Source organism: Zooshikella sp. RANM57, from assembly GCF_050749885.1.
In the GTDB taxonomy this organism is placed as follows: domain Bacteria; phylum Pseudomonadota; class Gammaproteobacteria; order Pseudomonadales; family Zooshikellaceae; genus Zooshikella.
This window is the reverse complement of sequence record NZ_JBOIUB010000005.1, coordinates 193901-219372: the sequence shown is the minus strand read 5'-3', so window position 1 is coordinate 219372 and position 25472 is coordinate 193901. Positions and strand designations below refer to the sequence as shown.

At 41.7% G+C, this 25472-nt stretch carries 17 protein-coding genes; 6 read left to right on the top strand and 11 right to left on the bottom strand.

Annotated elements, in window-relative coordinates; genetic code table 11:
- Positions 1-153: 153 nt before the first annotated feature.
- The 3 genes from arcC to arcA all read right to left on the bottom strand — a co-directional run bounded on the left by arcC (position 154) and on the right by arcA (position 3479).
- Positions 154-1080, bottom strand: coding sequence for a carbamate kinase (gene arcC / locus ACQ96U_RS12690; protein ID WP_431721625.1), 927 nt, complete (start codon positions 1078-1080; stop codon positions 154-156).
- An 84-nt stretch (positions 1081-1164) separates the two neighbouring features.
- Positions 1165-2166: an ornithine carbamoyltransferase gene (gene argF, locus ACQ96U_RS12685; RefSeq protein WP_431721624.1), complete on the bottom strand. Its 1002-nt coding sequence runs from the start codon at positions 2164-2166 to the stop codon at positions 1165-1167.
- Positions 2167-2252: 86 nt separating this feature from the next.
- Complete coding sequence (arcA, locus tag ACQ96U_RS12680; protein ID WP_431721623.1) at positions 2253-3479, bottom strand: arginine deiminase; 1227 nt, start codon at positions 3477-3479, stop codon at positions 2253-2255.
- Positions 3480-4756: 1277 nt separating this feature from the next.
- On the opposite strand from arcA, the gene ACQ96U_RS12675 reads away from it, so the two are divergent.
- The gene (locus tag ACQ96U_RS12675; RefSeq protein WP_431721622.1) at positions 4757-6166 is read left to right on the top strand and encodes a YfcC family protein; all 1410 of its coding nucleotides are present in this window, start codon (positions 4757-4759) and stop codon (positions 6164-6166) included.
- Between the two features lie 56 nt (positions 6167-6222).
- Here the strand turns inward: ACQ96U_RS12675 and astB are convergent, their stop codons facing one another.
- From astB to ACQ96U_RS12635, 8 genes are all read right to left on the bottom strand, one after another.
- Positions 6223-7563 carry an N-succinylarginine dihydrolase gene (astB, locus tag ACQ96U_RS12670; RefSeq protein WP_431721621.1) on the bottom strand — a complete coding sequence of 447 codons (1341 nt, stop codon included), beginning with the start codon at positions 7561-7563 and terminating at the stop codon, positions 6223-6225.
- Positions 7564-7745: 182 nt separating this feature from the next.
- Positions 7746-9215, bottom strand: coding sequence for a succinylglutamate-semialdehyde dehydrogenase (gene astD / locus ACQ96U_RS12665; RefSeq protein WP_431721620.1), 1470 nt, complete (start codon positions 9213-9215; stop codon positions 7746-7748).
- Positions 9212-10252 (bottom strand): arginine N-succinyltransferase, encoded by a 1041-nt coding sequence (astA, locus tag ACQ96U_RS12660; RefSeq protein ID WP_431721619.1) that lies wholly within the window; start codon positions 10250-10252, stop codon positions 9212-9214. The genes astD and astA overlap by 4 nt, the downstream gene beginning before the upstream one ends.
- Before the next feature lie 417 nt (positions 10253-10669).
- Entirely contained in the window at positions 10670-11491 is an 822-nt protein-coding gene (locus ACQ96U_RS12655) for a DUF1338 domain-containing protein (RefSeq protein ID WP_431721618.1), read from the bottom strand.
- Positions 11492-11658: 167 nt separating this feature from the next.
- Entirely contained in the window at positions 11659-12678 is a 1020-nt protein-coding gene (locus ACQ96U_RS12650; RefSeq protein ID WP_431721617.1) for an arginine N-succinyltransferase, read from the bottom strand.
- Positions 12665-13909: a hydrolase gene (locus tag ACQ96U_RS12645; RefSeq protein WP_431721616.1), complete on the bottom strand. Its 1245-nt coding sequence runs from the start codon at positions 13907-13909 to the stop codon at positions 12665-12667. The genes ACQ96U_RS12650 and ACQ96U_RS12645 overlap by 14 nt, the downstream gene beginning before the upstream one ends.
- A 272-nt stretch (positions 13910-14181) precedes the next feature.
- Positions 14182-15408 carry an aspartate aminotransferase family protein gene (locus tag ACQ96U_RS12640; protein ID WP_431721615.1) on the bottom strand — a complete coding sequence of 409 codons (1227 nt, stop codon included), beginning with the start codon at positions 15406-15408 and terminating at the stop codon, positions 14182-14184.
- Between the two features lie 80 nt (positions 15409-15488).
- On the bottom strand, positions 15489-20309 hold the full coding sequence (locus tag ACQ96U_RS12635; protein WP_431721614.1) for an NAD-glutamate dehydrogenase: 4821 nt from the start codon (positions 20307-20309) through the stop codon (positions 15489-15491).
- Positions 20310-20747: 438 nt separating this feature from the next.
- Between ACQ96U_RS12635 and ACQ96U_RS12630 the strand changes: the two genes are divergently transcribed.
- The 5 genes from ACQ96U_RS12630 (at position 20748) to ACQ96U_RS12610 (ending at position 25417) form a co-directional block, all read left to right on the top strand.
- Entirely contained in the window at positions 20748-21803 is a 1056-nt protein-coding gene (locus ACQ96U_RS12630) for a GlxA family transcriptional regulator (protein ID WP_431721613.1), read from the top strand.
- 492 nt (positions 21804-22295) lie between these two features.
- Positions 22296-23066 (top strand): ABC transporter ATP-binding protein, encoded by a 771-nt coding sequence (locus ACQ96U_RS12625; RefSeq protein ID WP_431721612.1) that lies wholly within the window; start codon positions 22296-22298, stop codon positions 23064-23066.
- A 75-nt stretch (positions 23067-23141) separates the two neighbouring features.
- A complete protein-coding gene (locus ACQ96U_RS12620; RefSeq protein WP_431721611.1) occupies positions 23142-23912 on the top strand; it encodes an ABC transporter substrate-binding protein in 771 nt (256 codons plus the stop codon).
- An 88-nt stretch (positions 23913-24000) separates the two neighbouring features.
- On the top strand, positions 24001-24693 hold the full coding sequence (locus tag ACQ96U_RS12615; protein ID WP_431721610.1) for an ABC transporter permease: 693 nt from the start codon (positions 24001-24003) through the stop codon (positions 24691-24693).
- Positions 24694-24760: 67 nt separating this feature from the next.
- A complete protein-coding gene (locus tag ACQ96U_RS12610; protein ID WP_431721782.1) occupies positions 24761-25417 on the top strand; it encodes an ABC transporter permease in 657 nt (218 codons plus the stop codon).
- The last annotated feature ends 55 nt before the right edge of the window (positions 25418-25472 follow it).

The following is a 25472-nucleotide window of genomic DNA, read 5'->3' as shown; positions in this document are numbered from 1 at the left end:
TCCTGCCTGTAAGCACTTTCTACGACGGTCTGGTTGCTTTGGCGTGGCTGGATAGTTTGGTGATGAGAGGGGAAGGCTGGCGGAAGTGTCTTAACTGATATTTGGGTTGAGATACCAAGCTGCTTGGTATCTCAATTTGATCATTTCACTTAATTAGTAGTACTCGATCTCACCTTGATGATCTTCGGTAATGACAGTACCAGTCACACCTCGAAGGATGCCTTCTGCATTATCAAGCGATCCAATGGCACCTATTTTGCCACCTTGCTTAACAAAGTCACAAATAGCTTCAACCTTGGGTCCCATGGAACCTTTAGCAAAGTCAAATGTGTCCATTTGAGCTGTTGTGGCTTTCTTGATATTTTTTTGTTCAGGTGTACCCCAGTTAATAGCGACAGCATCCACATCAGACAGAATAATCAAGGCGTCTGCTTTTAGGTCGTGAGCAAGCACGGCAGAGGCACGGTCTTTGTCAACTACCGCTTCGACACCTTCAAGTTTGTCCCCTGTCTTAGCCACAGGAACACCGCCACCGCCAGTACAAATGACAAGACTACCTTGGTCAACTAGCGTTTTGATGGTTTCCAGCTCAACAATGGCTTTGGGTAAAGGAGAAGGTACGACACGACGGAAATAAAGGCCATCTGCTTTAATGGTATAACCCATTGTACGGGTAAGTTCAGTCGCTTCTTCCTGGCTATAAACAGGGCCAACAAATTTAGTTGGGTCTGCAAAGGCAGGATCGTCTTTGTCTACAATCGTTTGCGTGAGTAGTGCTGCAACGGATTGTTTAGGCATTTCGTTATTAAGGCACTGAGCAAACATATAACCAATCATGCCTTCTGTTTCTGCACCCAGTACATCAAGGGGATAGGGTGATACATCTTTATACGCATCATTTTGCAATGCTAATAAGCCGACTTGTGGACCATTACCGTGGGTTAATACGACAGTATGGTTTTCAGCAACCTTAGCAATTGCCGCTGCGGCTTTCTTGATATTTTGATACTGAATGTGTGCTTCTAAGGGCTCACCCCGTTGGAGAATAGCATTGCCTCCAAGCGCGATTACAACTAACATGCTTGCTTCCTCTCTCTATAAGTGGGGACTGGCTGCCTTGGATGGGGAAAAGGGGCAGCCAGGTTCTAGCAGACTAGATGGCTTTTAGCTGCCTAAGGTGGCAACCATTACGGCTTTGATAGTGTGTAACCGGTTTTCAGCCTGATCAAAGACAATTGAGTGCTTAGACTCAAATACTTCTTCAGTAACTTCCATACCATCGAGGCCATATTTTTGGTAAATTTCTTCACCAACTTTGGTTTCTCTATTATGAAATGCTGGTAAGCAATGCATGAATTTCACATTCGGGTTGCTTGTTTTTTCAATTAACTCACGGTTAACTTGATAGGGCTTCAACAGCTTAATACGTTCTTCCCAAACACTGTCAGGCTCACCCATAGATACCCATACATCAGTGTATAAAAAGTCTGCATTTTTCACTGCAGCTTCAACATCGTCAGTAATCATGATTTTAGCGCCAGTGGTTTTGGCAATTTCTTGTGCGATATTGACAAGCTTCTCATCTGGGCGACAACCTTCTGGAGCAGCCATACGGAAATCCATACCCATTTTTGCTGCACCAATCATTAACGAGTGGCCCATATTATTACCACCATCACCAAGGTAACAGTAAGCAATTTCATTGAGAGGCTTACCACTGTGCTCTGTCATTGTAAGGAAGTCGGCAAGAATTTGAGTTGGGTGAAACTCATCCGTGAGACCGTTCCACACAGGTACGCCAGCACTTGCGGCTAACTCTTCAACAACCTCTTGACCAAAGCCACGGTATTCAATGCCATCGTACATGCGACCTAAAACACGTGCTGTGTCTTTCATAGACTCTTTGGCACCTATTTGAGAGCCTGATGGGCCAAGATAAGTGACATTTGCGCCTTGGTCATAAGCAGCTACTTCAAATGCACAACGTGTGCGAGTTGAAGTTTTTTCAAAAATTAACGCGATATTCTTACCTTGAAGACGAGGTTTTTCATAGCCAGTGTACTTAGCTACTTTCAGGTCATCGGCAAGACGTAATAGAAACTTAATTTCACGAGGAGTTAAGTCTTCTAATTTGAGAAAATGGCGGTTTCTTAAATTAAATGCCATGGCTTTTTACCTTAATCTTATCTAAAACAGTTGTTGTATGGTCTTGAGTTAAGAACCATAAGTCAAAGGTTATTCAATGAGTTGAATTAGATATCATCACGCTCCAGTGGGCAGCTCATGCAGCGAGCTCCACCGCGGCCGCGACCCAAATCTTCACCAGGTATTGGAAGTACAGTAATTCCTGCTTCTTCCATCTTTTTAATGGTATAAACATTACGTTCATAACCAATAACAACACCAGGACGTACAGTAAGTACATTATTCGCATCATTCCATTGTTCACGCTCAGCTTCGAATGCGTCACCTCCAGTGTGAATCAAGCGTAATTCGGGTACATCTAACGTACGGGCAATTGATTTGATAAAGCTGTCTTTGATACGGGTATAACTAATCTCACCCGCTGCTTTTCCAGGTGTAAGTTCCCAAGCAGGTATATCATCACGCATAATATCAGGGTAAACAGTAAAACAGTCATAATCCATATGAGTCATCACTGTATCCAAGTGCATACAGCTACGTGCTTTGGGTAATTGCAACGCAATTACTTTATTGGCTTGACCTGTCTTAAACAGGTTACGCGCTAATAATTCAACACCTTGTGGTGTTGTACGCTCAGACATTCCGATTAATACCGCGCCTTTACCAATAACCAGTACGTCTCCGCCCTCTAATGTGGATAATTCAAAGTTACGGTCTTCATCACCAAAGTAAACTTCGAAATTGGCATCTTTAAACAATGGGTGGAATTTGTAGATTGCACGTAAATGGACTGTTTCACGCTTGCGGGCTGGTTTGGCCATAGGGTTGACGGAAACACCGCCATAAATCCAGCATGAAGTATCACGGGTGAATAAATGATTTGGAATGGGGTCTACGATAAAATCGGTTTCTCGCATCACTTGCAAGACAGGGCTTGGACATTCTGAATTAAGCTCGGCAACGGTTATTCCACCAATAAGATGTGAAGCTAACTGAACATTATCCATGTTATTAAGATAATTTCTAACTTCTACTGATAGAGTAGGGCCAAAGCGGTATTCAGAAATCTGACGATCAAGTACCCAGTTTTTGGCTTCAGGAGAGGACAACGTTTCGGCTAAAACTTCATGTAGCAAAAAGACTTCAACACCATTATCGCGCAGTGTTTGAGCAAATACATCGTGCTCTTTACCAGCTTCTTCTACACGCAAAACATCATCAAAGAGGAGGTCTTCACAGTTTGAGGGAGTCAGGCGCCGTAAAGATAATTCTGGTCGGTGAAGTAGTACTTTGCGTAGTTGTCCAATTTCTGAACCAACATAAAAGCGAGACATTTGCTCTCTCCTTGCCTGTCAACAAGCGACTAAAGTAAAGGATAAAATTAACATTTTAGTGTAGAACACTAAGTTTGGATGAATAACACAATTTTTAATAGTTTTATCATAAAAAATCTTGAGTGCTATTAAACTAAAGTAAGTTATCTGTAAGTACTTCAAGAAATTTGACAGAAAACACTATTTATGAAGTGTTATTCATTTTAAAAAAACACTTGCGGCATTTTGATAAGAAGCTGTCGCAAGTAGGAAAGTATTTAAAATATATAAGCTGATATTAGCTTGAAAGCTCTCAATGCGCGACATAGGCTAGCGCTACGATTTTTTTTTGACTGTACGTAAAAATACCCATTTTAATGTGAATTTTAACTAAACGACTAAAATAACAATTTAAGGCTTTTGTTTTTATGGATGGCTGTATGTATGTTTAAACGACAGCTTACTTATGAACTATTTCCTAAAAAGTTAAATATAGGCTAACTATTAACCTGGTTGTGGCAAAAGTAAAGTTAAGTTATATAATTCTGCATGTGATTTAATTTTTTAGCACTTGCTTTGTCGCTAAACAGAAATAAGTAGTCACTTTTTGGTAGGTTGCTCAGCTACTGTGAGTGATAGAATGAGGGCTTGTAGTAAAGTTACAAGAAAAATGATTAATATTTGCTCTATAATTATTTTTTTTGTTAATTCTACTAAATAATTTCGCATAAAGTAAATTTGTTGGTTAATATTTTAACAAGAGATCTGTCTAGAAAACTTGCATATTTGCGCTATAAGTGACGCCTTTTAAAAAGAAAAATTAAATACTGTTGATTCAATAATTTTTCTTTTCAGGCGTTTGATCTTTATCAAGAACAAGTGTTTTAGATGGACTACAATCCGGAGTTAATCGTTGGCTGAAACAACCTTTAACTCAATTCTAGCTTGATAACCGTTACTGACAGAGCGTTTAAGCCTAAAGAGAAATGTCGCATAGAGTGGAAGAAATACCTAGTGAAACGTGTTTTGCGTGCTCTTACATTCGAGATAAACCGCGTGGTAAATCACATACGGCGCTCAGTCAATATTTTATTTATTTTGGCTTAAATCTAATGAGTTGGTGTTGATGGTTGGATTAAACATTATGAAAAAGTTTTTGGTGTTATGGTGTGAAAGTGGTATTAGACATCATGACTATCAATAATAAACTTTTAATTGCGTTTAATATTAGTTCAAGTCAACAACGTAAGCCAATAAAACAAAAAATCCAGTTTACCCCATAAAAAGGAAGTACTGCGATGGCAAAGTTTAAGTTCCCTTCAGCGTATAGCATTCTCTTTCTCCTTATCATAGTGGTGGCAGGTTTAACGTGGTTAGTGCCTGCTGGTCAATATGATCGGGTTCAAAATGAAGCACTTGGTAAAGAAGTACCGGTAGCAGGGACCTATAAAGAGGTCGATGCAAACCCTCAAAATGTGTGGGACATCTTTTTAGCACCCATTGATGGTTTTTATGACCATGGTAGCTATGAAGCTAACGCAATTGATGTTGCATTATTTGTCTTGATCATTGGGGGATTTTTAGGTGTCGTTAATAAAACAGGTGCAATTGATGCAGGGATTGCTCGCACTGTTAGCGGCTTAAAGGGAAAAGAAATTTTAATGATCCCGATATTAATGTTGCTTTTTGCGGCTGGGGGAACGGTTTATGGTATGGCAGAAGAAACCATACCGTTTTACACATTATTAATACCTGTGGTGATAGCAGCTGGTTATGATGCAGTGACTGGTGTTGCAATTATTCTGTTAGGTGCCGGTATTGGTACTCTTGGCTCTACTATTAACCCCTTTGCAACTGTAATTGCATCTGATGCTGCAGGGGTAAAATTCTCAGTGGGTATGATGTGGCGTTTGGCAATTTTAGGATTAGGTTGGTTAACCTGTGTTATTTTTGTTATGCGTTACGCTGCAAAAGTGAAAAAAGATCCATCAGCATCTTTGGTTGCAGACCTTGCTGAAGACAATAAAAAGCACTTTTTGCATGGTAAAGACCAAAACCAGGATATGACCTTAAGTGGTGCCAGAAAGCTAATTTTGATTGCTTTTGGGTTAGCATTTGCCATTATGATTTGGGGGGTATCATCTCAAGGATGGTGGATGGCAGAAATTTCTGCACTATTCATCGTATTTGCATTAGTTATAGGGTTATTAGCTCGCATGAGTGAAGAGGACTTTACCTCTAACTTTGTTGATGGCGCTCGTGATTTACTGGGTGTCGCGCTTATTATTGGTATTGCTCGTGGTATTGTGGTAGTGATGAATAACGGTATGATCACTGACACGATTCTTCATACTTCTGAGCAAGCGCTTGCGGGGCTTAATAATATTGCATTCATTAATTTAATGTACTGGTTAGAAGTTGTACTTTCTTTCTTAGTACCTTCATCTTCAGGTCTAGCTGTGTTAACTATGCCAATTATGGCACCTCTCGCTGATTTTGCTGGCGTTGGTCGTGATTTGGTGGTAACCGCATATCAGTCTGCTTCAGGTATTGTTAACTTGATTACGCCTACCTCTGCTGTTGTTATGGGTGGTTTGGCTATAGGTCGAGTATCCTACAACCGTTGGTTGAAGTTTATTTGGCCTTTATTAGTTGCCTTGACTGTTCTTATTATGGCTGTACTCAGTGTCGCAGCAATACTTTCATAAGTGGTGTTTTGAGTACCTAAAAAACCCGGCAGTAGCCGGGTTTTTTTTATAGGTGATTAATTTCGTTGAAAGGGATAAATACTGCCTAATTTTAGTATTTGGGTGAGTTCATCAAGCGCAATTTGAGTTTCGTCAAGTAATGAGGGATCACTTAAGTCTTTAATCATCAATTGGTCTCGATAGTGTTTGTTAACCCAATGGGTTAATTTTGCATAAAGGGATTCATTAAGAATACAGTGTGGGTTTACAGCATTGAGTTCCTCTGGAGAGAGTGTTACTCGTAATCGTAAACAAGCGGGTCCGCCACCATTCTGCATGCTTTGTTTTAAATTGAAACTCAGTACTTTGTTAATTGGGTTATCTGCATTTGTCAACTCAGATAAATAGTGTTTAACAGCACTATTATGTAAACATTCTTCTGGCACAACAATAACCATTTCTCCATTTGCGAGAGATAGTAATTGGCTGTTGAAAAGGTAAGTGTCAACAGCATCTTTAACACTTACAAAATTTGAACTCACTTCAATTGGATAAAATGGTTTATCATGGAAAAAATGACAAAGTTTATTTAGTATTTCATTTTTATCTAAAAAGGCTTGTTCGTGAAATAATAATACGTTTCGATTGCCTACCGCGATAACGTCGTTATGGAAAACACCTTGGTCAATAACATCTGGATTTTGTTGAATAAACAATGTTCTTTCTAGTGCTAAGCCATGGAGGCGGGCAATAGCAGTAGAGGCTTCATAAGTATGACGTGCAGGAAAACGACAAGGGGCTGATTTTTCGGATGAGAATCCATAACGACCAAAGACAAATAATTCCAAACCCGCATCATGATAGTCGTTACAAAGGCGCGTATGATTTGCAGCACCTTCGTCACCAAATACATCAACTGCTGGGAGTGGAGGATGGTGGTGGAAATATTGGTTATCATTGAACACTGCTTGAAGGATACGTGCAGTTGTTTCAGGTTCAATACTTCTGTGGAATTTATTTACTAAGTTGGCCGGAGTAATGTGAATTTTACCATCCTGAGTATCACTACTGGGCGATATAGTTGCAGCATTGGCGGTCCACATACTGGATGCAGAGCAACATGAAGCGAGTAATACAGGATCACTTTTAGCTGCATGCTTCAAAATTTGAGCATCAGACCCACTAAAGCCTAGGCGTTTCAATGTGCGGATATCTGGCCTTTCTTGAGGTGCGAGCACGCCTTGAACAAAGCCCATATCATGAAGCGCTTTCATTTTAGCTAGCCCTTGTAGCGCGGCTTCTTTTGGTTTGGAAGCTACTTGCTGATTTTTACTTGAAGCCACATTGCCATAAGAAAGCCCTGCATAATTATGGGTTGGACCCACTAAGCCATCAAAATTTGCTTCAACAGCACGCATATTTTTGTCTCTTAGTATTAAGAGATGATCATATATCTTCTGTCTTTTGCGAAAGGTATTATCATCTCTCTTTAATAACTTAACTGTCGTTTAACTCATTTTATAACATTAATAAGTAGAGGCTTTTGGTATACCAATAGCCTCTATCTATCCGTGTTAAGTATAGGGTTAATGAAATATTATTATAGGGATAAACCTGGAGATAGCGTGTTGGGTAGGGTGAGATCTGAGACCTCCATACTAGCAACAGGATAAGCACAGTAATCTGCTGCATAATAAGCACTGGGTCGATGGTTGCCACTTGCACCAATACCACCAAAAGGTGCAGCACTACTTGCTCCGGTGGTTTGTTTATTCCAATTTACAATGCCTGCACGAATATGCTGTAAAAAGTACTCATAGCAATCACGACTATCAGAAAGTAGCCCAGCCGATAAACCATACTGTGTGTTATTAGCTTGATCAATGGCCTCTTCAAATGAGTCATAACGATATACTTTTAGTAAAGGACCAAAATGTTCTTCATCAGGAATATCTGTTGATGGGGAAAGATCAATCAGGCCAGGAGTGATGAGACCTGTATTTTCTTTTAATTTTTTCATTAAGACCAGTGGCTTGCCACCTAAAGCAATCAACTTTTCTTGTGCGGCAAGCAGTTGATCTGCTGCATTTGAAGAAATTACTGGACCAATAAATGGTTGAGGATTGGTATCAGGTGAGCCAACAATAATTTTTTCAACTGCAGTGGTTAGCTGTTGTATAAATTCATTTCCCCACGCATTGTTGGGTACAAACAAACGGCGTGCACAAGTACAACGCTGACCCGCAGAAATATAAGCAGATTGAATGGTTTCGTGAATGGCTGCGGTGATATTTTCAACATGGTCAATAATGAGTGGGTTATTGCCTCCCATTTCCAGCGCAAGAATTTTTCCTGGGTGGCCTGCAAACTGTTTATGCAACAAATGTCCTGTATTAGAGCTACCTGTAAAAAACAATCCATCAATTTGAGGATGATTTGCGAGGGCTATACCCGTATTTTTTTCGCCTTGGAGGAGATTAATGACACCCTCTGGTAGACCTGCTTGTTGCCAAATTTTTAATGTTGTTTCTGCAACGAGTGGTGTAAGTTCGCTGGGTTTAAATACTATGGCATTACCTGCTAACAAAGCAGGAATAATATGGCCATTTGGTAAGTGTCCAGGAAAATTATAGGGACCAAAAACCGCTACGACACCATGAGGTTTGTGTCTCAGGACAGCTGTTCCTGCAGGCGTTTCATTAGAATGTGTACCTGTCCGCTCATGGTAAGCTTTGATGGAAATAGCCACTTTACCAATCATAGCCGCGACTTCAGTCGATGTTTCCCACAATGGTTTCCCTGTTTCCTGGGAAATGATTTGGGACAGGTGATCACGCTGTTCATCCAATAATTTTGCAAATTTTTGTACGAGTGCTTCGCGCTCGGCAAAAGAGGTCTTTGACCAACTCACAAAAGCCTGTCTCGCAGCGTTGACAGCTTGTTCCACCTGATCGGTAGATGCGCTTTTTCCTTCCCAGATAACTTCACCGTTAGCTGGGTTTAAAGAGAGCATGGCTTCACCTTGACCTGACTGCCATTGGCCATTAATCATTACACTCAAGTTGCTCATTGCTGTTCTCTCCCACTAGAAATTTCAAAGATTCTTGCATGATCGCCGTTGTTAAGCTTAAGTTCGGCCGCATCCTCTGGAGAAATCATCACCATTCCATTGCTTTCTACTAGCGGTAACATGCCACAGCGAAAATCTTTTAGTTGCGTGTTGCTAATGACGTATGTTGTATCACTTGAGGGGAGAGTAGAGGCTACTTTCACTTTGACTTCACGACTTGCTCTAATTGCGCGAATATCATCGAAGTGACAGGTAACAGTCGGGCCTGCATCAAAAATATCGACATAGCCTTCATAGCGGAACCCTTCGCTTTCTAACATGCGTAAGGCGGGGCGTGTATTTTCGTGAACTTCGCCTATCACAGCTTGGGCTGATTCGGGTAATAAATTTGTATAAATCAGGTGTTTGGGCATCAACTCGGCGATAAAAACTTTTTCACCAATACCCGTTAAGTAATCAGCATGAGCGAAGTCCATTGAAAAGAAAGGGCGTCCTAATGCTTCCCAAAAGGGAGATCTGCCTTCTTCATCTGATACACCTCGCATTTCTGCACATACTTGTTTACCAAAGCGGTTAGGAAATTGTGCCATAAAGGCATAACGCGATTTTGATAATAAACTGCCATTTCCACTATGGCGGTATTCGGGGTCGAGGAATAGTGAGCACAGTTCAGTATAGCCAGTATGATCATTGGATAACCGGAGTGTGTGCACAATGTTATGTACTTTTAACTCTCTTGAGGCGTGAACTAAGGTACCTAGATGGTAATTGTACCAGGGTTCAGAAAGTCCAACGGCAGCAGCAACGCCACAAATGCCGACCACCTGATGTGTTGTTGTATCCTCAAGTACAAATAAATAGGTTTCTTCTCCTGGTGACTCTGGCTCATCCATAGCAATAGCATCTTCAGAAACAGTAATCTTCTGTTTAAGTTGTGCTTCATTGGGCTGTAGAGAAGTAAATCCAGTGCCTGTTTTTTCTGCTAAATCGTATAGGCGTTCATAGTCATTTTGGTTGATGGGGCGAATAATCATCATGGGGTCATTATCACCAAAAATATGGTGCCTCCTAATCAGTAAATAGTTCTTCAGGCTTATTGACTTATTTGGTTTAACCTGGCTAAGCGTTTTCTTTAAAAGCTTGAGAATAACGCGAATATTTTAATTGCCAATAACCTGTTTTTATTAGAAAAATACTCTTTTTTATACTTTCCTGAGCATAAGTTCAGGTGGGGGGCTTTGATTTTTATCCCCCTTCTTTTCTAGACCGCTTGCAAGTCGATCTTTAAGGAATGCAAAAATGAAAATACCCTGTAAGTGAATATTTACAATACTTAAGCATTTAAGGTTGCCACTGTTTATACCTTTCTCTGAGGGTATTTACAATGTAATGTTGTTTATGACAAAAAAGTGCAATTAAAAACTTTTGGGCAACGTTAAAAATGCACTTTTTCATCAATTAGCCATAGCTATTTTGACATTAGTACTTTCAAAGATTTTATCTGCAGATGCAGCAACAAACCCTTGGTAAAGTTCACCATTATCCATCGGATAGCGCAAAGCAAATTCGTAAAAACAGCTAGGAATAACTGCTGTTGTATCATCAAAGGTAACCTCAATTTTATTGGCTAACGTTGATGATTGCTCCAGAAAAACTTCTGGCGAGCCTTTGATGAGTCCGCCACTACTATTTAGGGTAAATCCCTGTTGCTGAAGAAAGCTATTAACCTCTTGCAGGGTTTGGTGAGAACGCAAGGCATTGACCAATACCGTAAAGTGGTTTGGACGGTAGCCAAAGGCTGCTGTCCAGGCCGCATATTCACTTTCTTCAAGCAATTGCTGATAAGTGGAAAGTGTTAATGGCCAGTGGCGGCCAGAATAACAAAAATTATCCTGAAGTAAACTGTTACTATCTAAATACTGTAATAAATTTTCTATAGCCTGTTTAGACTGTGAAGAGAGTTGGTCTAAACATAACTCGCTTATAAACACTTTTGGTAAAGTGTTGTCTTCATGCTGAAAATGTTTTGCGTATAATTTTTTTTCAGGGAAGTGATATTCTCCTGATTCTTGGTAACCTGCAGCAAGAAAGGGTCTAGCCACTTTATCAATAGTGACTTTGGGGTGTTGGAAAGTGCGTAATGCAATATGATCGTTAATCACCTGGCCACTATTGTGCGAGGAAAATAAATTATATATACGTTGTGCATCGGGATTAAGTTCCAGATAATCTTGCCACATTGCATTTAACAGGTTATCTATTTGAGTGTTTTGCATAGCAGTACACCTTCATCTCCGCTAGAGTTGTTATTATGTGTTACAGACTATTTGTACTTTATTTCTGTAACAGGCGATGACTTCTTTTTTTAACTACATTATTTTCTCTATCTATTATTTATTAAAAGTATTTTTTGAGAATTATAACCTCCATAAATGGTTTAATTTCAAAGCGTGACGCACTGAATCTGGTCATTTTCTGCTGTGCCTAAACATTCAGCTTCTTCACATGAAAGTTGTAGGTTTTCCGGGTCAGCTCGGCGAAGTATACAACGAAAATTCTTTAGTTCACCGGTACTCAGTAAACATAATGGTAGTGCCGGATTTTCTGTAGGTGTTGTAGTTATTTTCTTTATAGTTATAGACTTCAAGCGTCTTATTGTTTCAACTTGATCTGTTTCAACTTCAAGCGTTGGACCAGCATCAAAAATATCCAGATAGTGGCGGTAACAAAAGTGTTCCGCTTGTAATAATGCCATATGTGTTTGCATATCCGCTCGAGGTTGACCTAAGACAGCCTGGGCTTCAGGAGAAAGTAAAGGCACATATACAGGGTATTGAGGCATCATACTGGCAATAAATGCTTTTGAATTAATACCAACCAGAAATACTGCTTTACTGATATCCATTGAGAAAAAATGACGGCCAAGGCATTCCCAGAAAGGAGACAGTTGATGGTTATCTAGAACACCTTGTAGTTCTGCGATTGTTCTATCAGCAAATCGGTTTCGATGAATGCCCATAAATAGCAGGCGTGCTTTCAGCAAAAGCTGGCGTGTTGTATTGGATAAATATTCTGGATCAATAAAAAAGGTACAGAGTCGGGAACTGCCTGCGTAGTCCTGGCATAAATGAAGTGCTGGGATGCGGTTGTGAATTTGAAGTTCTGCAGAAGCATGGACAATTTCGCTTAAGCGGTAACTGTAGAAAGGGCAGTTAATACCAACGGCAGACTCAATGCCTGCAACGCCAATGATTTGTTTATTTTCTGTATTTTCCAGCACAAAATGGTAACTATTTCCTGCTAATTCTGGTGCAGGATTTTGTAGTGCACGCTGTGTTGCACTGATAATGCTACTTAAATGGTCTCGATGAGCAGGAAGCGTTGTCAGACGACCTCGACTGAGCACAGCAAGTCGTTCAAGTGCTGGTAAGTCATTATGATGGATGGGTCTAACCTGGAGCATGTTCCCCCCGTTCCCAGTTTTCAGGATGATCATTTGCTAAATGAAAAAGCATAAGAGCACTTAGCTTTGCGCGTTCAACTAAACTACTGACTAGCATATATTCCTGATCACTATGAATTTTACCGCCTTGAACGCCAAGCGTATCGATATTAGGTAAGCCGTAAGCAGCTAAGTTGTTTCCATCGCAACATCCGCCAGTAGGATGCCAAGTTAAATCAAGGCCAATTTGCTGACCACATTGTTTTGCGAGTGAAAAGAGCCGTTGATTGGCAGCTGTTAAGCACTTGGGTGGCCGACCAAAGCCGCCATGAAGTTTAAGTGTGATACCATCCCGCTGGTTAATGTTTGCTGTCAATTCAGCGAGTTTTTGCTGACACCAGGCTTCATCTTCGGCTGTTGTCGTACGAATATTAAATTGACTGACACAGTTATCAGGTACAACGTTGACTGGTCCACCACCATGAATATAACCAGGATTAACGGTGATCGTTTCCCGTTGCTGGTTGAAATCATCGAGTGCAGAGATAAAGTCTGCCATCGCTCGAATGGCATTACGCCCCAAATGATGCTCTCGCCCAGCATGGGCTGCTTTGCCCGTGACAACAATTGAAAAGTTACCACTGCCTTTGCGTTGGCCAGCAAAATCGCCATTAGGGAAACAGGGTTCATAAATCATCCCTATGTGATTGCGTTGGGCACATTCTGCAAATAGTGTGGAAGATCCTGGAGAGCCAATTTCTTCATCTGGATTGAAAAGAATTTCCCAGCCAATTTGTTCCGCAAGAGGGCTTCGCTCCAGACAGGCCAGTGCATTTAACATGACCACTAAGCCGCCCTTTAAGTCCGCAACGCCTGGTCCATTAATGGTGTTTTCGTCCAGCCATTTGACTTGTTGAAATGGGTGGTCCATAGCAAAAACAGTATCCATATGACCACATAGGAAAACTTTAATGGGTGCTTGAGGACGCTTAGTAATTCTTATGGCATTGGCAAGGGGGTACTGTTTGATTTGCCCACTATCGTCAATTACTTGGTGTGCAGGCATAGGGATCTGTTCAACTTTGCCTGCAAGCGGAGCAGCCAGTTTACATAGCTCGTCGCCGACTGTTTGAACACCATTATGATTCAGACTGCCTGAATTAATATTTGCCAGGTTAATGGTCGCTGCCAGCATCTCTTCTTGGCGATTATCAAGCCAATTCAACCATTCATAGAACGGGGACTCTCTCATACTCCTAATTTCCTTTGTTTTTACTTTTGATTATTCCGTATTTCCTTGTCAGGGCCTAGACAAGGATTGTTAGTGATGCGACCCAGACTATTTTTATTTGGACAAATTATAATTTTGTGAAGTCGCAGAATAGGCGTTTTTAGCAAAACGCATCACTTAATAAAGAAACCCCAACCAGTGCTACCATGCTGTTGGGGGTATAAAAATAAGCTGATTGATGGGTAAGCACGGAAGAGGGTGCTTACCTGTTCTATCAGCCTGTGTTTGGACGACTATGTGTTTGGCCCTTCAGCAACAACTTTGGCAATACCCTTTTCTAACAAGGCAAGACCTTGATCAATGTCGCTGTCTGGAATAATCAATGAGGGAGCCATGCGTATAACATTGGGGCCTGCAACGAGCACCATCACACCTTCCGCTAACCCAGCTTGTAAGAATCGGCCCGCTTGGCCTTGCCATTCATCCTTTAATGCGCCACCAATCAATAAGCCTTTACCACGAACTTCCTTGAAAATTCCATATTGAGCATTGATGGCATTGAGGCCATTAATAATACGTTGATTCTTTTCGCTGACACCTTTTAGCAGAGCAGGCTCTTTAATAATGTCGATGACTTCGTTGGCAACCGCGCATGCGAGTGGGTTGCCTCCTGATGTACTACCATGAGTGCCAAATACCAGACTTTTTGCAACCTTATCTGTGGTCAGCATGGCACCCATTGGGAAGCCACAACCTAGTGCTTTGGCTGAGGTCAGAATGTCAGGCACTACATCATATTCCATATAGGCGTACAAGTGACCTGTACGACCAACCCCTGTTTGGACTTCATCAAACACTAACAGGGCCTGGTGCTTATCACACAGTTCACGAACACCGCGGAGAAAGTCCGGATCGGCAGGGATAATTCCACCTTCACCTTGAATAGGCTCAAGCACTACTGCACAGGTTTTATCTGAAATAACCGCTTCAACAGAAGCTAGATCATTAAACTCTGCATGGCGGATACCACCTGGAGCAGGCTCAAACCCTTTTCTATATTTGGGTTGGCCACCCACTGATACCGTGAATAACGTTCGACCATGAAAGGACTGGGTAAATGAAATAATCTCATTTTTTTCTGGGCCTACATGATCATAGCTGTATTTTCGCACTAACTTGAACGCAGCCTCATTCGCTTCAGCGCCTGAGTTAGCGAAAAATACTTTATCAGCGAATGTTAGCTCAGTAAGTTTTTGCGCTAGTTTGAGTACGGGCTCGTTCGTGTAGACATTGGATAAATGCCAGAGTGTTTTTGCTTGTTGGGATAAGGCATTTACCAGACGTGGATGACAGTGTCCAAGTGCGGTAACAGCAATGCCTCCTGCAAAGTCAATGTACTCTTTGCCAGATTGGTCCCAAATCCGAGATCCTTCACCTCGCACAGGAATAATTTTCTGTGGGTTATAGTTTGGGACCATGACAGCGTCAAAGACTTCTCGTGTTACCTGCTTTTCAGTCATGCTTTTACCTCGTTTGCGTTACTCGCTTGTGTTTTTACTCGTTGTTGTTGTGTAAAGCGTTTTGTTGTTTTTGTGTGCCGTTAGGCCAAGTTATGCAGTTCTCGAACGGCTACTGATAACATAGCCAAGTCAGGCTCTGCACTGGATTGAATATCGGCCCAGATAGACTGACTATGTCGTAAGGTGTTTGTTTTTTGTGCTAGCCAATTATCCAGGCAGGGTAAAATCTGGTCCCGCTCATGAGCAATTTGTTGTTGAACATGACAGGTCACTTGACTTAATGCCGCATCCAGCTCATCAGCCAGTGTGTTACGTGCTTTTCGCTGCCAGACGTTGCGCTGGGGTAGCGCGGTGATGCTGGTGCGCAACCATTGCAGGGTCAGCTTTTCTTCAAGCGCGAAGAAAAGTTGTGCAGCATGGTTGACGTCCTGTTGTTCTTGTAATGCTAAATGGACAATATCAAGGCTATTGTACTCAAATGAAAGGCTGGCACAGGCTGCTGCAATAGACTCTGGTACATGTTGCTCTAAGTAGTGATTGACACGTTGCTGATACGCAGTGGCCAGTTCACCGTGTAGTAGAGAATGTAATTGCTGACGGATATAAGCGAGGCCTGGCAAATATTTTTGAACCGTGGCTTCGACATCTAAAGGATGGCCCCCATGTCGTAGCAACCACAGTGTTACTTTTTCTGTCATTTCTTGCAGTACGGAGTACAGGTTGCACTGTGTAGGATAGCTAACCTCAGTGGTAAGTTGGTCAACGGATTGCCAGATTTGATCAATATTAAAGAGCTGGGTTGTTGCAATAAAGGCTCGAACAATCGCCAGTGCTGAGCAGTTAGCTTGTTCTTGAACGCGCATAATAAAGCTGGGTCCCATACGGTTACCCACAATATTGGTAACGTGAGTAGCAATGATTTCATTATGCAGGGGGTGTTGTTTAACAGCAGATAAACAGCGTTCTATTAACGGTGAAGGGAAATAATCCTGTATTTGTTGTGCAAAGTAAGGATCATCGCCTATACGTTCTTCTTTTAACGCATCGGATAAATGAATCTTGCTGTAAGCCAACAGTACAGAGAGTTCTGGTCGTGTTAACCCTTCCTGGGTTTGAGCACGTTCCTGCAGTTGATCTTCGTTGGGTAGGTATTCCAGTTTACGTTTTAGACGTTTTTCTTTTTCCAGCAGTCTCAGTAGACGCGTTTGGTCATTGAGTAATTGTACGCCTTTAGCATTAATCAAGCTAAGAATCTGGCTTTGTTGAACGTTATGTTTCAGAACCAGTGATGCAACATGATCTGTCATATCCGCCAGCAACTTGTTACGTTGTTTCTGGGTTAAGTCACCTTGATTGACGACTTGATCAACAACAATCTTGATGTTGACTTCATGGTCTGAACAATCGACACCTGCTGAGTTATCGCTAGCATCGGTGGTGACTAATCCACCTCGGCGCGCAAACTCAATTCGACTCAGCTGGGTAAAGCCCAGGTTCCCACCTTCACCAATGACTTTACATTTAAGCTGGTTGGCATTGATGCGCACACTGTCATTTGCTTTATCACCAACATCGCTATGGGTCTCAGTACTGGCTTTAACATAAGTGCCAATGCCACCATTCCAGAGGAGGTCAACTGGTGCTTGCAGAATGTGTTTGACCAACTCATTTGGTGTAAGTTTTTGCTTCTCAATGCCAAGTGCTTGTCTGGCTTCTGTTGAAAGTTCGATGACTTTTGCTGATCGAGGATAGATTCCACCACCTTGTGACACTAATTGTGTGTTGTAATCGAGCCAACTTGAACGAGGAAGGTTGAATAGCCGCTGACGTTCAACAAAGCTGCTTGCGGCATCGGGTGTAGGGTCGATAAAAATGTGCTGATGGTTAAAGGCGGCCACAAGACGAATGTGTTTAGAGAGCAACATACCATTACCAAATACATCGCCTGACATGTCACCAATACCAACACAGGTAAAGTCTTGTTGTTGTGTATCTATACTGATCTCTTTAAATAGGCGTTTGACTGATTCCCATGCGCCGCGAGCAGTAATGCCCATTTTTTTATGGTCATAACCATTACTGCCACCGGAGGCAAATGCATCACCTAGCCAGAAGCCATAGCTCATTGCTACTTCATTAGCTAAGTCTGAGAAGGTTGCGGTACCTTTGTCTGCAGCGACTACCAAGTAAGGATCGTCATCATCATAGCGGAGCACTTGAGTGGGTGGTGTGAGCTGTTGGTCAACGAGGTTATCAGTGATATCCAGCAAACCACTAATAAATGTGCGGTAACAATATTCTACTTCGGCCTGTATCTGCTCACGTTCAGCACTGACTGGTAAGCGTTTAGCCACAAATCCACCTTTTGCACCAGAAGGTACAATAACGGAGTTTTTGACCATTTGGGCTTTGACCAGGCCAAGAATTTCGGTACGAAAGTCTTCGCGGCGATCTGACCATCTCAGCCCGCCACGGGCTACCTTACTACCACGCATGTGTACGCCTTCTACCCAGGGCGCATATACAAAAATCTCATAGGCTGGGCGAGGCTGTGGTGCGGTAGGAATTTTTTCAGGGGCCAGTTTGAAGGACACATAAGGTTTGAGATCGTTGGCCTGATCTTGCACATAAAAGTTAGTGCGTAACATAGCCAGGATAACTTCAAGATAGTGTCTTAAAATACGGTCTTCATCCAAGTTGGCCACAGCATCCAGAGCAGCCTGGATATTCTGTTGTAGCTCTTGACAGCGCTCTTCATTGACGGGTTGGCTCGGGTCAAAACGCTGACTGAATAATTCCACCAGTTGTCGGGTAATAATCGGGTTATTCGCCAGGGTTGTTTCCATGTAAGCCTGACTGAAGGGTACTTTAAGCTGAAGCAAATATTTGCAGATAGCACGAAGCATCACCACTTGTCGGCATGTTAGCGCAGCTGCAACCACCAGTTTATTGAAACCATCATTTTCAATGCGTTCCTGGTAGGCCTCAATGAAGGTGGTTTGAAACTCTTGTTTGGCACTATTGTTGTCTAAATCGATTGCACTGATCGTGGCAATATTAAAGTCGAGGATCCAGCAGGTTGCACAGTCTGTACATTTGATAGCATAAGGGTGGGCACTTAGTACTTTAACCCCCATGTGCTCTAAAATAGGCAGCACATCAGATAATGCCATAAAATCACCACGGCCGATCACTTTAAAATGGAGATTGCCAGCACTGGTGTAAGGACGATAAAGGTAAGTGCTAATGATTTGGCCAGAAAGTACACTCTCCAAATGTTGTATATCGGCAGCCGCTCTGGCGACAGTGAAATCAGCCTGATAACCCGCTGGAAATGCGTTGCCATAGCGACGGAATAAGCGATTCGCTTCAGCCTCTCCAACACGACTTTGTAGTGAAAGATGCAGATTGTCAGCCCAGGACAACATGGCTTTCGTCATCTGCATTTCGATTTCATCGATGTTGTATTCTTGCTCGTGAGCATTTTCACAGTGGATAGTAAAGTGCACTCGAGCAGAGACTTGCTCGGAAAACTGAACATTAAATTCGACGCTTTGACCGTTAAAGCTTTGCAGTAGAATTTCTTGCATCCGCATACGTACTTCGGTGTTATAACGGTCACGTGGTACAAAAACGAGCGCAGAAATAAAGCGTCCGTAGATGTCAGGGCGAATAAATAGCCGTAACTGTCGTCTTTCCTGGGTTTCTAAAATGCCTTGTACTGTATCATTCAGTTGCTCATAGTCAGCTTGAAGCATTTCATCACGAGGATAATGGTTCAAAATATTCCGTAGAATTTTACCTTTGTGACTATTGGCTGGAATATGGATGGTATCAATAAGACGCTGAGCTTTGCGGCGTAATAACGGAATGTCTTGATAAGGTGCAGCGTATGCAGAAGAAGAGTACAAGCCAAAAAAGCGCCATTCACCAATCACCTGTCCCTGTTTGTTGAACCGCTTGATACCAATGTAATCAAGGTGAGCAGGGCGGTGAACAGATGACATTGTCGTAGACTTAGTTAGAATCAGCGGGAAAGGAGCAAGCATTCGCTGTAGCAAGTAGGGTGACAATGTCAGTTCACGGGTAGTTTGATTATCAATATTACGGAATGTGCCAAGACTTTCATCTGCCTGCAGAACCATTTTTCCTGTAGGGCTTTGAGGATTAGAGCTAAGGGTATAAGCACGGAAGCCAACAAAGGTAAAGTGGCTGTCCATTACCCACTTTAAGAAAGCAACAATTTCTTGTTGCTCGTTACTGTCTAACCCTGGGATTGAAGCTTTGGTTAAATCATCACAAGCCGTTTTCATGTTGCTAAGCATGGTTTGCCAGTCAGTTACTGCCAGGTTGACTTCCTGAAGTACCCATTCAATACGTTGCACCATATCGTCTAGCACGGTTTGATCAAGCACCCGCGCAACTTCGAAACGCATTACGGCTTCAAAAGGAGTGTCAGATTGGACGTCTTCTGGGGCAGGAATATCGGTGATCACACCATGACTATCGCGGACGACAGGGATGACAGGGTGGGTAATGCGGTGAATGAAAAATTCGCCAGCATTTAATGCCATAGAAATAGATGACACTAAAAAGGGTTGGTCAGCAGCAATAATCTCAATAATAGTATGCCGAGATTCCCAACCATGTTCTTCAAAGGTAGGGTTATAGGCGCGGATAGCTGGTTTACTGGTACGTTGTTGGGCAAAATCCCATAGGCTCATAATAGCCCCACAAAGCTTATCAATTGGAGCTTGAACCAGTTCTCGGCTAATACTTTCTCGATAAAAGTGATAGGCCAGTGCGTTGACAGGTTTGACTAGGTCAGGTGACAGCTGAGCACTAAGGCGTTGCTGGATTTGACGTATAATGTCGTATTTATTTTGATTCTGACTGCTCATAGATTTGGTTCTGGTAGTACATAGGCGAAATATTACAGTTGTGGTGTAGTATAATTATCCAGCAGCCATTATTTTTGCTTTATTGGGCTACAGTTGCGTTCATCACACTTATTTATGCTTCACATGTGCTATGTGATGAAAACAACGCTTCTACACGCACAAGCTGGGTATTTTTTTCTTGGCTAGGCTGGATTATGAGCTATTGTCCATGTGAAGGCATAGCTAATTTTTTTAAAGGATGCGACAAGTTGTTATGTGCATATGACATTTTTTCGTTTTTGGGCTATGGTGTGTGAAATTTTGCCTACTTACCGTACCAAGCTAATGTTCGATACCCTCCATTTTGCTGTTGTGGCGAATCATTCTATGGGTTATTGAATAATATGCTTGGTTAGGTCTATTGCTAATTGATAACAGAATAAAGAGACAAGATGCCCTATGGTTGTGTTTGAAGTACAACACCATAACGCACAAGAAAAGGTATCAGCGAAACCACTACATTTTGGTTTTCTGCTATTGCCTAATTTTTCATTGATTGCTTTTTCGTCAGCGATAGAGCCACTTAGGATGGCAAATTGGGTTACAGAGCAAGAACTCTATGAGTGTACGGTAATTAGTGCTGATGGAGAGGCTGTAGCGAGTAGTAGTGGCGTTTCTACCCTGGCTGACTGTAGCTTGGAAGCTATTCCTGAGTTGGATGCAATATTTGTCTGTGGTGCAAGTCCTGTTGCTCGAACGGGTAATGAGAGTGTGATTGCCTGGTTGCGAAAACATCAACATGGCAACATGGCTATTGGTGGTATTGGTACAGGTAGTTATGTGCTTGCGTGTGCTGGGTTATTAGATGGCTATAAGGCGACAATCCATTGGTGGGACCTAGTGAGTTTGCGGGAGGAGTTTCCCCAGACACGAGTGACCAGCAATTTGTTTGAAATTGATGGTCAGCGCTATACCTGCAGTGGAGGTACTGCCGCTATGGATATGATGCTGTTTTTGATAGGTAAGCATCATAGCCTGGAATTAGCCTCAACAATTTCTGAACAGTTTGTATGTGAGCGAATTCGACCTGGTGAAGATCCTCAGCGTATTCCTCTCAAAGTACGTATTGGCACCAGCCACTCAAAACTGATAGAAGCCGTAACCCTTATGGAGGCTAATATTGAAGAACCATTGAGTACGGATGATCTTGCTTATCATGTAGGCTTATCTCGACGGCACTTAGAACGGCTTTTTCGAAAACATCTGCAAAGTGTACCCTCAAAATACTATTTACAGCTGAGATTGGAACGCGCTAGGCAATTATTGCAGCAAACAGATAAACCCATTGCGCAAGTTGGAACCATGTGTGGCTTTGCCACAGCCTCTCACTTCAGTACGACCTACCGTAATCATTTTGGTATAACCCCTAGGCAGGAGCGGGTTAAACAGCAAGAGCGCAGTCAGCAACCACCCACAGGAACATTGTTTGGTAGTCACGAGCAGCATCAGCGATAAAATTAGAATTAGCTCAAGCTTTTGATATCTAGTAAGTCATTTTTACTAAGAATGGTCGCGAATGTGTAAAAGATAGACTTATTTGCGACATTAGGTTAGATGATTATCTGGTATGTTTGTGCAAACCGAATATAGAATACGGTTAATACGTATCATGCTTGTGGTTTTTACTTGAGTAGAGTTTTTTAGCTATTAATCAAAAGTCAAGCTTATAAGTGAACGTTTTATGGCATTTAATCTGCCAAAAGTGTGATGCGCTACAAAAATAATAAATTTTATGTACAATCGGTCTTAATACTTAGTGCGTAATGACTTTCTGATATAAGCGTTTCAAAAACGTCTCTTGTCGTTTTTTAGTAATGCTTAAAAAATCAGACACTAATAGCCACTAAGTAGTCGGGTAGTACAGCCTAGTGTGCTTTTCGAAATAGGCGGTTGTACCTTGTGTATCATTTATAAAGGAGTAACCCCTTTCCAGGGGCGAGAAAAATAATGACAGAAGTACCTGCCTTAGAGCTTGAAGATATTCATAAATATTTTGGCGCCCACGAAGTACTAAAAGGGGTATCACTCACTGCGGAAAAAGGTGAAGTGATTTCCATGATAGGCTCCTCTGGTTCTGGAAAAAGTACCTTTCTTCGTTGCATTAATATGCTGGAAATTCCCACGTCTGGATTGGTTAAAGTTCATGGTGAACTAATCGAAATGAAACAGGACCGTTCAGGAAATACCATTCCTGCTGATGCTAAACAGGTTGAGCGTATTCGAGCACGTTTATCAATGGTTTTTCAAAGTTTTAATCTATGGTCACATATGACTATTTTGCAAAACATCGTTGAGGCGCCAATACATGTGCTGAAAATACCTAAAAAACAGGCTATCGAAGCAGCGGAGCATTTATTGCAGAAAGTAGGCATTTATGAGCGTCGAGATTACTATCCAGGGCAGCTATCAGGAGGTCAACAACAACGAGCGGCTATTGCCAGGGCATTAGCTGTTGATCCTGAAGTCATGTTATTTGATGAGCCAACCTCGGCACTTGATCCAGAGCTTGTCGGTGAAGTTTTAAAAGTCATGCATGATCTGGCAGAAGAAGGGCGTACTATGATTATAGTCACCCACGAAATGGCTTTTGCTCGGGATGTATCTAATCATGTGATGTTTTTGCACCAGGGGTTAATTGCAGAGCAAGGCCCTCCTCAGGAATTATTTAATAATCCACAAACTGAACGTCTTCAACAATTCCTGTCAACCAGCTATTAACGTCGTAGCCAGTATATTTTTAGCTACGCTGTTAACCATGGAAAAACAATAAAGACAACAAGCAGGAGTCACTTTATGAAGAAAATACTGATGATGGCTGTCGTGTTAACACTTTCAGCGACCGCTGCTGCAAAGGAATGGAAAACTATACGGATAGGTGTTGAAGGTGCATATCCTCCTTTTAGTTATACGACAGAATCAGGTGAAGTTAAGGGATTTGATATTGAAATTGCCAATGCATTATGCCAGTCCATGAAGGTGAAATGTAAGATGGTACCCCAGGACTGGGATGGAATGATTCCCGCTTTACTATCACGAAAGTTTGATGCCATTATTGCATCAATGTCGATTACTGAAGAACGTAAGCAAAAAGTAGATTTTACTGATAAGTATTATCATACCCCTGTCCGCTTTGTTCGGAAAAAAGGAGTTAACATCGTTATTTCCCCTGAAGGTTTAAAGGGGAAAGTGGTTGGTGTACAACGTTCTACCACCTCTGATCGTTATTTAACGGATGTTTATGGGCAAGCTGTGACAATTAAACGTTACAGTACACAAGATGAAGCTTACCTGGATATGAAAGCGGGACGTTTGGACTTGTTATTAGGTGATATTATTCCGCTATCTGATGGTTTTTTAAAAAAAGATGGTGGGGATAGTTACGAATTTTTTGGCCCGACAATCAGTGATCAAAAATGGTTTGGTGAAGGTATTGGCATTGCCATTCGTAAACAAAATAAAGATCTGAAAGACCTGTTTAATAAGGCTATTAAGCAAATCCGTGCAGATGGTACCTACGATAAAATTCAAAAACGCTATTTTGATTTCGATATTTACGGACAATAACATTTGATGCTTTGGCGTATTTATTTGTTTTTTTGCAGATAAATACGTCAAATTCCATAGTAAATAAAGATAGTGAGAAGTAACAATCATGCTAGGTTTGCATGGCTATGAAGCCAGTTTAGTGAGTGGTGCTTGGGTTACATTGCAGGTTGCATTGTGGTCTTTGTTAATTTCAGTTGTTTTGGGTATTCTGACAGCACTGGCCAAACTATCAAAAGCGTTACCTTTGCGCGTCATTGGTACTATTTATACCACTGTGATACGGGGCATTCCGGATTTGGTTTTAATGCTATTAATTTTTTATGGCGGCCAAATGCTTGTTAACGTTATTGCTGAGTCGGTAGGCTATGAGGAATATATTGATGTAAACCCATTTATAGCAGGTGTACTCACCATCGGCTTTATTTTTGGTGCTTATATGGCTGAAACATTTAGAGGCGCCATCATGGCTGTCGACCAAGGTCAGCTTGAAGCAGGTAAGGCTTATGGTATGAGTCCATGGCTGATTTTTCGACGGATTTTATTTCCACAAATGATGCGTCATGCGTTACCTGGTTTTGGTAATAACTGGTTAGTTTTACTTAAAACAACAGCATTAGTGGCGATTATTGGGCTTGAAGATATGGTCAGAAAAGCACAGCTTGCCTCTGGTTCAACGCAAGAACCGTTTACATTTTATTTTGCGGTTTGTTTGATTTTCTTATTGTATACTACTGTTTCAATTTTATTATTGAACTGGGCTGAGCGTCACTTTAGTGCCAGTGTCAGTCGGGAGGCCTAAACTCGTGGATTTTAAAGAAGTTATTCTCCAATATGTTGATTACAATGTAGTACTTGATAATCTCCCGATGTATTTTGATGGTCTGGTCATGACCGTTCAGCTGGTGTTTATTTCCCTAGTGATTGGGTTATGTATGGCTGTGCCATTGGCTGTTTTACGCTTATCCAAAAACCGTTGGGTCGCCTGGCCAGTTTGGCTTTATACTTATTTTTTTAGAGGAACTCCATTACTGGTACAGCTCTTTTTAATTTATTATGGGATGGGCCAATTTATTGATTTAAATGCCTCATCCATAGGGGCTTTTTTCAAGGATGCCTATTATTGTGCCCTTGTTGCTTTTACATTGAACACGGCCGCGTATACAACAGAAATTATTCGTGGGGCGATGAAAGAAACACCCAGAGGTGAAATTGAAGCGGCTAAAGCGTATGGCATGAGTTATTTTCAGACATTTTACCGCATTATTTTACCCAGTGCCTTTAGGCGAGCTTTGCCAGCTTATAGTAATGAAGTAGTTTTTATGCTTCATGGTTCTGCCATTGCGGGGGTGGTGACAATCATGGATATTACAGGGGTTGCACGTGTCATTTATTCACGTTTTTATACCCCTTTTGAAGCATTTATATTTGCAGGCTTGCTTTATATGATGCTGACATTCCTGATTATTGGGGTGTTTAAGCAGTTAGAACACCGTTGGTTAGCCCATCTCCGTCCACGCTCATAAATATATTTAGTATGTACTGTTTAAATAAAGAAGGCCTAATAAAGGCCTTCTTTTT

Coding starts and splice junctions, on each gene's coding strand:
- arcC (WP_431721625.1), bottom strand. CDS start 1,080: ATGTTAGTTGTAATCGCGCTTGGAGGCAATGCTATTCTCCAACGGGGT.
- argF (WP_431721624.1), bottom strand. CDS start 2,166: ATGGCATTTAATTTAAGAAACCGCCATTTTCTCAAATTAGAAGACTTA.
- arcA (WP_431721623.1), bottom strand. CDS start 3,479: ATGTCTCGCTTTTATGTTGGTTCAGAAATTGGACAACTACGCAAAGTA.
- ACQ96U_RS12675 (WP_431721622.1), top strand. CDS start 4,757: ATGGCAAAGTTTAAGTTCCCTTCAGCGTATAGCATTCTCTTTCTCCTT.
- astB (WP_431721621.1), bottom strand. CDS start 7,563: ATGCGTGCTGTTGAAGCAAATTTTGATGGCTTAGTGGGTCCAACCCAT.
- astD (WP_431721620.1), bottom strand. CDS start 9,215: ATGAGCAACTTGAGTGTAATGATTAATGGCCAATGGCAGTCAGGTCAA.
- astA (WP_431721619.1), bottom strand. CDS start 10,252: ATGATGATTATTCGCCCCATCAACCAAAATGACTATGAACGCCTATAC.
- ACQ96U_RS12655 (WP_431721618.1), bottom strand. CDS start 11,491: ATGCAAAACACTCAAATAGATAACCTGTTAAATGCAATGTGGCAAGAT.
- ACQ96U_RS12650 (WP_431721617.1), bottom strand. CDS start 12,678: ATGCTCCAGGTTAGACCCATCCATCATAATGACTTACCAGCACTTGAA.
- ACQ96U_RS12645 (WP_431721616.1), bottom strand. CDS start 13,909: ATGAGAGAGTCCCCGTTCTATGAATGGTTGAATTGGCTTGATAATCGC.
- ACQ96U_RS12640 (WP_431721615.1), bottom strand. CDS start 15,408: ATGACTGAAAAGCAGGTAACACGAGAAGTCTTTGACGCTGTCATGGTC.
- ACQ96U_RS12635 (WP_431721614.1), bottom strand. CDS start 20,309: ATGAGCAGTCAGAATCAAAATAAATACGACATTATACGTCAAATCCAG.
- ACQ96U_RS12630 (WP_431721613.1), top strand. CDS start 20,748: ATGGTTGTGTTTGAAGTACAACACCATAACGCACAAGAAAAGGTATCA.
- ACQ96U_RS12625 (WP_431721612.1), top strand. CDS start 22,296: ATGACAGAAGTACCTGCCTTAGAGCTTGAAGATATTCATAAATATTTT.
- ACQ96U_RS12620 (WP_431721611.1), top strand. CDS start 23,142: ATGAAGAAAATACTGATGATGGCTGTCGTGTTAACACTTTCAGCGACC.
- ACQ96U_RS12615 (WP_431721610.1), top strand. CDS start 24,001: ATGCTAGGTTTGCATGGCTATGAAGCCAGTTTAGTGAGTGGTGCTTGG.
- ACQ96U_RS12610 (WP_431721782.1), top strand. CDS start 24,761: ATGTATTTTGATGGTCTGGTCATGACCGTTCAGCTGGTGTTTATTTCC.